This window comes from Allobosea sp. NPDC055594, from assembly GCF_053618995.1.
Genome location: NZ_JBSHIO010000016.1, coordinates 86,022 through 93,587, shown reverse-complemented (window position 1 = coordinate 93,587; position 7,566 = coordinate 86,022). Strand labels below are relative to the sequence as shown.

Genomic DNA, 7,566 nt, shown 5'->3' with positions numbered 1-7,566 from the left:
GCGTCTTCTCGATCGACGAGAACGGCGCCGGCATGACCCTGATCGAACTCGCCGAAGGCGTCACCCTCGACGAGATCAAGGCCAAAACCGAGGCGCCGTTCAAGGTCGCGCTCTGACGCTGCGCGTCATGGCCGGGTTCGACCCGGCCATCTTTCCGGCAATGAAGGGCGCAGCTCAGCTGCGCCCTTTCTCCCAGCCCTCTCGCACCAACTCGGGCACGTCGTGCTCCTCCACCGGGAAGCCGACGCAGAGATAGCCGATCAGCTTCCAGTCAGGTGGGGCACCCGCGATGCGGCGCACCTCTTCGGGATCGAGGATCGAGACCCAGCCTACTCCGACGCCATGGGCACGGGCCGCGAGCCAGAACTGGGTGATCGCGGCGACGACCGAATAATCCAGCATTTCCGGCATGGTCCGCCGGCCGAGGCCATGGCCCTGCAGGGTGCCGTGATCGCAGAATACCGCGAACTGCACCGGCGCCTCGCGCAAGCCCTCGAGCTTCAGCCGCGCATAGAGCGCCGCGCGCTCGCCCTCGTAATCGGCCAGCACCTCGGCATTGCAGCGGGAAAAGCTCGCCTGCACCGCGAGACGCTGATCGGGATCGTCGACCCTTAGCCAGCGCCAGGGCTGCGAATGGCCGACCGAGGGTGAGAGTTCCATCAGGGCGATGAGCTTGGCGAGCAGCGCGTCCGGCAGGGCATCCGTGCGGAAGCGCCGGACATCGCGCCGCCAGGCCAGCAACTCGCCGAGCTTTTCGGTGAAGGCCTCGTCGAAGCTCGGTGATTGGGCGGGCATCTCTTCTCAGCCCTCATCCTGAGGAGCCGCCCAGCGGCGTCTCGAAGGATGTTTCAGGTCGTTCCGGAGCCTGCTGGACCATCCTTCGAGACGCGATCCTGCGGATCGCTCCTCATAATGAGGGCTGACGGTGCTTCGGACGGATTGCGGGCTCAAGGCTCAGCCCTGCGTGCGATGGCGTGGAAGAAGGAGCCGGTCACGTGCCCACGGCGGCTGCCCGCGGGAACCGGGGCCGAGCCATGCGGGTCGCTGACCGCTGCGAGCGGCGGGTCCTCGCCTTGCGAGATGATGCTGGCATAATGGAACTCATGGCCGCTCAGGCGCGCGCCCGTCGCTCCGAGCGGGCAATCGGCTTCCAGTACGGCGTTGCGGTAGCCGAGATTCATCTTGCGCTTGGCAAAGCTGGTCTCGACCGAGAGCAGCCCTGCCATGGCATGGCTTGCCCCGTCGGCATCGGTCAGGCTCCGGCCGAGCACCATATAGCCGCCGCATTCGCCATGGACGGGGCGCGTCCGGGCGAAGGCGCGCAGGCCGTCGAGGAAGCGCGAGGCTGAGGCGATCCGCCCGGCATGCAGCTCCGGATAGCCGCCGGGAAGCCAGCAGGCGTCGCAATCGTCCGGGGGCGCCTCGTCGGCCAGCGGCGAGAATGGGCGGAGTTCGGCCCCTTGCGCCCGCCATCCGGCCTCGACATGCGGGTAGACGAAGCTGAAGGCGGCGTCGCGGGCGATGGCGATGCGCTTGCCGGGGGCGGGCAGGGCCGGAGCGGCCTCGCCCGATACCGGCAGCATCGTCGCGCCGGCCGCAGCGACAACCGCATCGAGATCGACCGCGCCTGCGACCGCTTCCGCCAACGCATCGAGCCGGGCATGCAGATCGTCGGTCTCGCCGGCCTGCACCAGGCCGAGATGGCGCTCGGGCAGGATCAGGCTGGCCTCGCGCGGCAGTGCGCCGAAGACCGGCAGGCCGATCCGCTCCATGCCGGCGGCGGCGAGCCGGCGATGGCGTTCGCTCGCGACCTTGTTGAGGATGACCCCGGCGATCCTGATCCGCGGATCGTAGAGCTTGCAGCCGAGCGCGACCGCCCCGGCCGATTGCGCCTGACCGGAGACGTCGACGACGAGCACGACCGGCCAGCCGAGCAAAGCGGCGATGTCGGCGCTGGCGCCGGTGTGCCCTTCCGGCCCCGGGACGGCGTCGAACAGGCCCATCGAGCCCTCGGCGACGATGACGTCGGCATCCTGCGCCGCCGTGCCTGCGATGCCGGCAAGCAGCGCGTCCGGCATCGCATAGCTGTCAAGATTGGCGCTGGCGGCGCCGGTCGCTGCGGCATGGAAGGCCGGGTCGATATAGTCCGGCCCGCATTTCAGGCCGCGCACGGCAAGCCCGCGTCGGGTGAGCGCCCGCTGCAGGCCGAGCGTGATCGTGGTCTTGCCGGAGCCGGAGCGCGGTGCGGCGACGAGCAGGCCCCTGGCCGTCATGCCTGTCCCCCGCGCGGCCGGAAACGGCGGTCATAGCCGGTGGAATACAGTGCGCTCTCGCCGAAATCCGCGCTGCCGAGGGCCGGGCCGACCAGGATCAGCGCGGTCCGTTCGAGATCGGCAGCGCGCACCTGCGCCGCGATGTCGGCGAGCGTGCCGCGCAGCACCCGTTCATCTGGCCAGGAGGCGCGAAACACCACCGCGACCGGGCAATCGGCGCCGTAGAACGGCGTAAGCTCGGCGGCGACCTGCTCGATCACATGGATCGAGAGATGAATGGCGAGCGTCGTCCCCGAAGCGGCGAAGGTCGCGAGCTTCTCCTTTTCCGGCATGGCCGAGGCGCGTCCTGAGGTCCGCGTCAGCACCAGCGATTGCGCGACGCCCGGCAGGGTGAGCTCGCGCTTCAGCGCGGCGGCGGCGGCGGCGAAGGCCGGCACACCCGGCGTGACCTCATAGGGAATGCCGAGCGCTTCCAGCCGGCGCATCTGCTCGCCGGTCGCGCTCCAGATCGAGATGTCGCCGGAGTGCAGCCGGGCCACGTCCTGGCCCTGCTCATGCGCCGCCGCGATTTCGGCGATGATCGCGTCGAGATCGAGCGGGGCGGTGTCGACAATGCGCGCGCCCGGCGGGCACCAGCCGAGCATCGCCTGCGGGATCAGCGACCCCGCATAGAGGCAGACCGGGCAGGAGGCGATCAGGTCGCGCCCGCGCAGGGTGATCAGGTCGGCGGCGCCCGGGCCGGCGCCGATGAAATGCACGGTCATAAGGCGTTTTTGTCCGGTTCGGCGCTGCGGGCGAGCGCGCATGTGACGCGGCTCGTGGCGATGCGCGGCTGCACCAGCACGGCGCCCGGCCCGGCGGCGGCCAGTGCCGCCGCCTCCGCCACCGAGCCGACGCCATAGAGACCTGCGATGCGGGTCGAGCGCGTGGCGCAGGCGGCCTCAAAGCCGGCCAGCGCCTCGTCGGGAATGGCGACGAGCTCGACCTGATGCGTGCGTGCGGCGGCGACGAGACCGGGCTCGCTGAAGCGCGAGGCGAGCGTCGCGATCCGGCCGAGGCGCTCGGAGCCGATCCCGGCCGCCGCCAGCGCCTGCGTCAAGCAGGCGAGGATGTCGGCTTCGGAGGTGCCGGAGCGCAGGCCGATGCCGGCGGTCATGCCGGAGCTCACGGCTTCACCACCCGCCATTGCGTCACCGGCATCGCCGGCCGCCAGCCATGCATTGTTCCGACCGGATCGAGATGAGCGATGCCGATGCGGCGCAGATTGCCGCCATGCTGCGCGAACAGCGCCGCGAGCCGCGCCTCGCCCTCGATGGTCACGGCGTTCGCGACCAGCCGGCCGCCCGGCTTCAGCGCCGCGAAGGCGGCCTCGAACAGGCCGGGATCGCCGAGCCCGCCACCGATGAAGACCGCATTGGGTGAAGCCTTGCCGGCGAAGCTCGCCGGTGCCTTGCCTTCGACGATCTCGATCGGCACTGCGCCGAGCGTCAGCCGGTTGCGACCGATGCGTGCCGCCCGCTCCGGGAGCTCCTCGAAAGCGATCGCGCGGTTGTGGCGGTGGCGCAGGCACCATTCGATGCCGATCGAGCCGGAGCCGGCACCGACATCCCAGAGCAGCTCGCCGGCGCGGGGTGCGAGTGCCGAGAGTGTGATCGCGCGGATGTCGGCCTTGGTCAGCTGGCCGTCATGCTCGAACCAGTCGTCGGCGAGGCCGTTGGCCAGAGGCAGGATGTGGGCATCGGCGCCGGCGACGACGCTGACCGCCAGCATGTTGAGCGGCACGATCCCCTCAATCGCGAAGGCGTCGGCACGCGTCTCGCGGATGCGCTCCTTCGGGCCGCCCAGCGCTTCGAGCACGGTGAGCGAGCTGCCGCCGAGGCCGCGCTCCGACAGCAGCGCGGCGACGGCGGCGGGCGTCGATTCGTCCCAGGACAGCGCCAGGATGCGTGCCCCCGGCTGCAGCAGCGGGATGATGCGCTGTAAGGCCCGCCCGTGCAGGGAGACCAGCGCGCACTCCTCCTGAGGCCAGCGCATCCGCGTGCAAGCCATCGAAAACGCTGACAATTGCGGGATAACCCGCATTTCCTCCGAAGGGAGCGCTTTGGTCAGCCCGGCTCCGATGCCGTAATGGAACGGGTCGCTGGTGGCCAGAACGCAGACCGCCCGCCCGCGTTCGGCCAGGATCGCCGGCAGCGCATTTCTGAAGGGTTGTGGCCATGCTCGGGCCTCGCCGGGGACCTTTCCGATCAGCTTGAGATGGCGCTCTCCCCCGAACACGATCTCGGCCTGTTCGAGTGCCGCGAGAGCCTCTGGGGTTAGTCCGGCGCGGCCATCCTCGCCGAGTCCGACCAGCGAGAGCCAGGGGCCATGCTGCGCTGCGCTCGACAGCTTGTCGGTTTCAGGCGACAAAAGATTCATGACCGTCCTCATCCTTGGTGGCACCAGCGAAGCGGCTGCACTTGATCAGCTTCTGGCTGAGCAGGCCCCCGAGATCCGTGCCGTGATCTCTCTCGCCGGCCACACCTCCGATCCGCGGCCGCTGTCGCTGCCGACCCGCATCGGCGGCTTCGGCGGCATCGCCGGTCTGCGCCGCTATCTCGTCGAGGAAGGCGTGGTCGCGGTCATCGATGCGACCCATCCCTTCGCCGCCATCATGCCCTTTCACGCAGAGGCCGCCTGCAAGGCCGAGGGCGTGCCGCTGCTCGCGATCAGGCGCGAGAGCTGGCGGCCTCGGGCCGGCGACCGCTGGCGCAGCGTGCCGAACATTGCCGCCGCTGTCGAGGCGCTCGGCCCCGAGCCGCAGCGCGTCTTCCTGACCATCGGCCGGCTCGAGCTGCCGCATTTCTTCGCGGCACCGCAGCACCGCTATCTGATCCGGGTCATCGAGCCGGTCGGTGAACTGCCGCTGCCGCATGCCAAGGTCCTGCAGCAGCGCGGGCCTTTCGAGGCCGAGGCCGAGGAAAGGCTGATGCACCGGGAGGGGACGCAGATCCTGGTCAGCAAGAATGCCGGCGGCTCGATGACGCTCGGCAAGCTCGTCGCGGCGCGCCGGCTCGGCCTGCCGGTGATCATGGTCGAGCGGCCGCCCAAGCCCGATGTCGAATACGTCACCCATATCGATCAGGTTCTGCCCTGGCTGGTGGCGCAGGGGCTCTTCGTCACAGAGCGCGGCGTATAGACGAAGGGGGCCTTTCCCTTGCGCGCGATCAGGCGCGTGCCGCTCGCACCGATCATCACCAGCGTCGCCATGTCGGCCGTGCCTGCTGCTTCATGAGCTTCGCCCAGCGTCAGGACGCGCAGTGCTTCGTCGGCCCGGCCGATGGCGCGCGCGAACAGCACCGGCGTGTCGGGCGCCCGGACGGCGAGTGCGAGTTCCAGCGCCTTGCCGAGTTGCCAGGGCCGCGCCTTCGAGATCGGATTGTAGAGGCAGATCACGAAATCCGCCCGCAGCACCGCCTCCAGCCGGGCGGTGACGACGTCCCAGGGCTTGAGATTGTCCGATAGCGAGATCGCGCAGAAATCGCCCCCGAGCGGGGCGCCGGCCGCCGCGGCCGCTGCCAGCATTGCGGTCACGCCGGGCTCGACGGTGATCGTGAGCTCGCGCCAGCCGGGCTCGCCGGCCTCTACAGCCTCGAATACGGCGGCCGCCATGGCGAAGACGCCGGGATCGCCGCCGGAGACCACCGCGACCTTCTTCCCCGCGGCGGCGAGTTCCAGCGCATGCCGGGCCCGGTCGATCTCGACCCGGTTGTCGCTGGCATGCTTGCTCTGGCCGGCCCGGACGGGGATACGGTCGAGATAGGGGCCATAGCCGATAAGGTCGCTGGCCTGATCGAGCGCCGCCTGTGCCGCCGGCGTCAGATAACGCGCTTCGCCAGGGCCGAGCCCGACGACGGTGAGAGTGCCGGTCACAGCCGCCGCCCTTCGCCGGGCACCAGGATCATCGAGAAATAAGGCGCCTCGTCATCGGGCTTCTCGGCCAGCCTCACCACGCGCTGGTCGGCCATGGTGGCGCGCTCGACATAGATGGCGCGGTTGATCAGCCCCGCTTGCTGCAAGGCTCGCCGGACCTTGGGCAGGTTGCGGCCGAGCTTCATGATCACCGCCGCATCGGTGTCGACGAGACGGCGCGTCAGCTCGCCCTCGGCGAGTGTGCCCGGCAGCACGGTCATGACGTCATCGCCCCAGGTGATCGGGGCGGCGGCCTGCGTCCAGGCACCGGCCATTCCGGTGACGCCCGGCACCACCTCGGTCGGGAAACGCTGGGCGAGGCGCCGCCAGAGATGCATGAACGAGCCGTAGAAGAACGGATCGCCATCGCAGAGTACGGCGATGGTGCGGCCGGCGGCCATTTCATCCGCGAGCCTTTCGGCAGCGGCGTCGTAGAAGGCGGCGATCGGCCCGGCATAGCCTTCTTCCTCGACCGGCACCTCGGTCGTCACCGGAAAGGCGAGCTCGATCTCGCGGGCGCCGTCGGGCGCGATGATCGCATCGGCGGTGACGCGGGCATTGCCGCGCCGGCCACGCTTGCAGAAGTGCACGAGACGGTCGGCCTTGAGGATGATGTCGCGGGCACGCACTGTCATGTAGTCGGGATCGCCGGGGCCGAGGCCGACGCCGAAAAGCAGGGTGCGGGGGGCTCGTTCGCTCACCCTCTTACTCCTTCACTTGCGCCAGCGCATTGACCGCCGCCGCCGCCATCGCCGAGCCGCCGCGCCGGCCATGCACCACGAGGAAAGGCACGCGCCCGTCCAGCGCCAGCGCCTCCTTCGATTCCGCCGCGCCGACGAAGCCGACGGGGATGCCGATCACGGCCGCCGGCTTCGGCGCGCCCGCATCGAGCATGTCGAGCAGGCGGAACAGCGAGGTCGGCGCATTGCCGATGACCACGAGGCTGCCCTCCAGATGCGGCCGCCAGAGCTCCATCGCCGCGGCCGAGCGGGTCGTGCCCATCTCCTGCGCCAGCTTCGCCACCGAAGGGTCGGTGAGCGTGCAGATCACCTCGTTGCCGGCGGGAAGGCGGGCGCGGGTGACGCCGTCGGCGACCATGCGGGCATCGCAAAGGATCGGTGCGCCCTTGGCCAGGGCCGCTTCCGCGGTCGCCGCGAAATCCGGCGACATCGCCACGTCCTTGGGCAGATCGGTCATGCCGCAGGCATGGATCATCCGCACGACGACGCGCTCGGCGGTGCCGGAAAAGCCGGAGAGGTCGGATTCGGCCCGGATGATGGCGAAGGAGCGCTCGTAGATCGCGGCTCCGTCGCGCAGATAGGCGTGGCGCGTGTTCAAATCT

9 protein-coding genes and 1 pseudogene are annotated in these 7,566 nt (G+C 70.0%); 2 read left to right on the top strand and 8 right to left on the bottom strand.

Annotated elements, in window-relative coordinates:
- Positions 1 to 116, top strand: a pseudogene (locus ACWGRX_RS23290) (succinyl-CoA--3-ketoacid-CoA transferase); the annotation flags it as partial.
- Between the two features lie 58 nt (positions 117 to 174).
- Here ACWGRX_RS23290 and bluB read toward each other — a convergent pair.
- The 5 genes from bluB to cbiE all read right to left on the bottom strand — a co-directional run bounded on the left by bluB (position 175) and on the right by cbiE (position 4,691).
- On the bottom strand, positions 175 to 795 hold the full coding sequence (gene bluB / locus ACWGRX_RS23285; protein WP_452119506.1) for a 5,6-dimethylbenzimidazole synthase: 621 nt from the start codon (positions 793 to 795) through the stop codon (positions 175 to 177).
- A 152-nt stretch (positions 796 to 947) separates the two neighbouring features.
- Positions 948 to 2,273, bottom strand: a complete 1,326-nt coding sequence (locus ACWGRX_RS23280; protein ID WP_452119505.1) for a cobyrinate a,c-diamide synthase — start codon at positions 2,271 to 2,273, stop codon at positions 948 to 950.
- Positions 2,270 to 3,037 (bottom strand): precorrin-4 C(11)-methyltransferase, encoded by a 768-nt coding sequence (gene cobM, locus ACWGRX_RS23275; RefSeq protein ID WP_291646359.1) that lies wholly within the window; start codon positions 3,035 to 3,037, stop codon positions 2,270 to 2,272. The genes ACWGRX_RS23280 and cobM overlap by 4 nt, the downstream gene beginning before the upstream one ends.
- On the bottom strand, positions 3,034 to 3,429 hold the full coding sequence (locus tag ACWGRX_RS23270) for a cobalamin biosynthesis protein (RefSeq protein ID WP_452119504.1): 396 nt from the start codon (positions 3,427 to 3,429) through the stop codon (positions 3,034 to 3,036). Before ACWGRX_RS23270 ends, cobM begins: the two co-directional genes overlap by 4 nt.
- An 8-nt stretch (positions 3,430 to 3,437) precedes the next feature.
- Positions 3,438 to 4,691 carry a precorrin-6y C5,15-methyltransferase (decarboxylating) subunit CbiE gene (cbiE, locus tag ACWGRX_RS23265; protein ID WP_452119503.1) on the bottom strand — a complete coding sequence of 418 codons (1,254 nt, stop codon included), beginning with the start codon at positions 4,689 to 4,691 and terminating at the stop codon, positions 3,438 to 3,440.
- On the opposite strand from cbiE, the gene ACWGRX_RS23260 reads away from it, so the two are divergent.
- Positions 4,690 to 5,451: a cobalt-precorrin-6A reductase gene (locus tag ACWGRX_RS23260; RefSeq protein ID WP_291633707.1), complete on the top strand. Its 762-nt coding sequence runs from the start codon at positions 4,690 to 4,692 to the stop codon at positions 5,449 to 5,451. The genes cbiE and ACWGRX_RS23260 overlap by 2 nt on opposite strands.
- Here the strand turns inward: ACWGRX_RS23260 and cobJ are convergent.
- From cobJ to ACWGRX_RS23245, 3 genes are read right to left on the bottom strand one after another with little or no spacing between them, the layout of a single operon-like run.
- Positions 5,394 to 6,185, bottom strand: coding sequence for a precorrin-3B C(17)-methyltransferase (gene cobJ, locus ACWGRX_RS23255; RefSeq protein WP_452119502.1), 792 nt, complete (start codon positions 6,183 to 6,185; stop codon positions 5,394 to 5,396). The genes ACWGRX_RS23260 and cobJ overlap by 58 nt on opposite strands.
- Positions 6,182 to 6,925, bottom strand: a complete 744-nt coding sequence (locus tag ACWGRX_RS23250) for a precorrin-2 C(20)-methyltransferase (RefSeq protein WP_452119501.1) — start codon at positions 6,923 to 6,925, stop codon at positions 6,182 to 6,184. Before ACWGRX_RS23250 ends, cobJ begins: the two co-directional genes overlap by 4 nt.
- 4 nt (positions 6,926 to 6,929) lie before the next feature.
- A complete protein-coding gene (locus ACWGRX_RS23245) occupies positions 6,930 to 7,562 on the bottom strand; it encodes a precorrin-8X methylmutase (protein WP_291633712.1) in 633 nt (210 codons plus the stop codon).
- Positions 7,563 to 7,566: the final 4 nt, after the last annotated feature.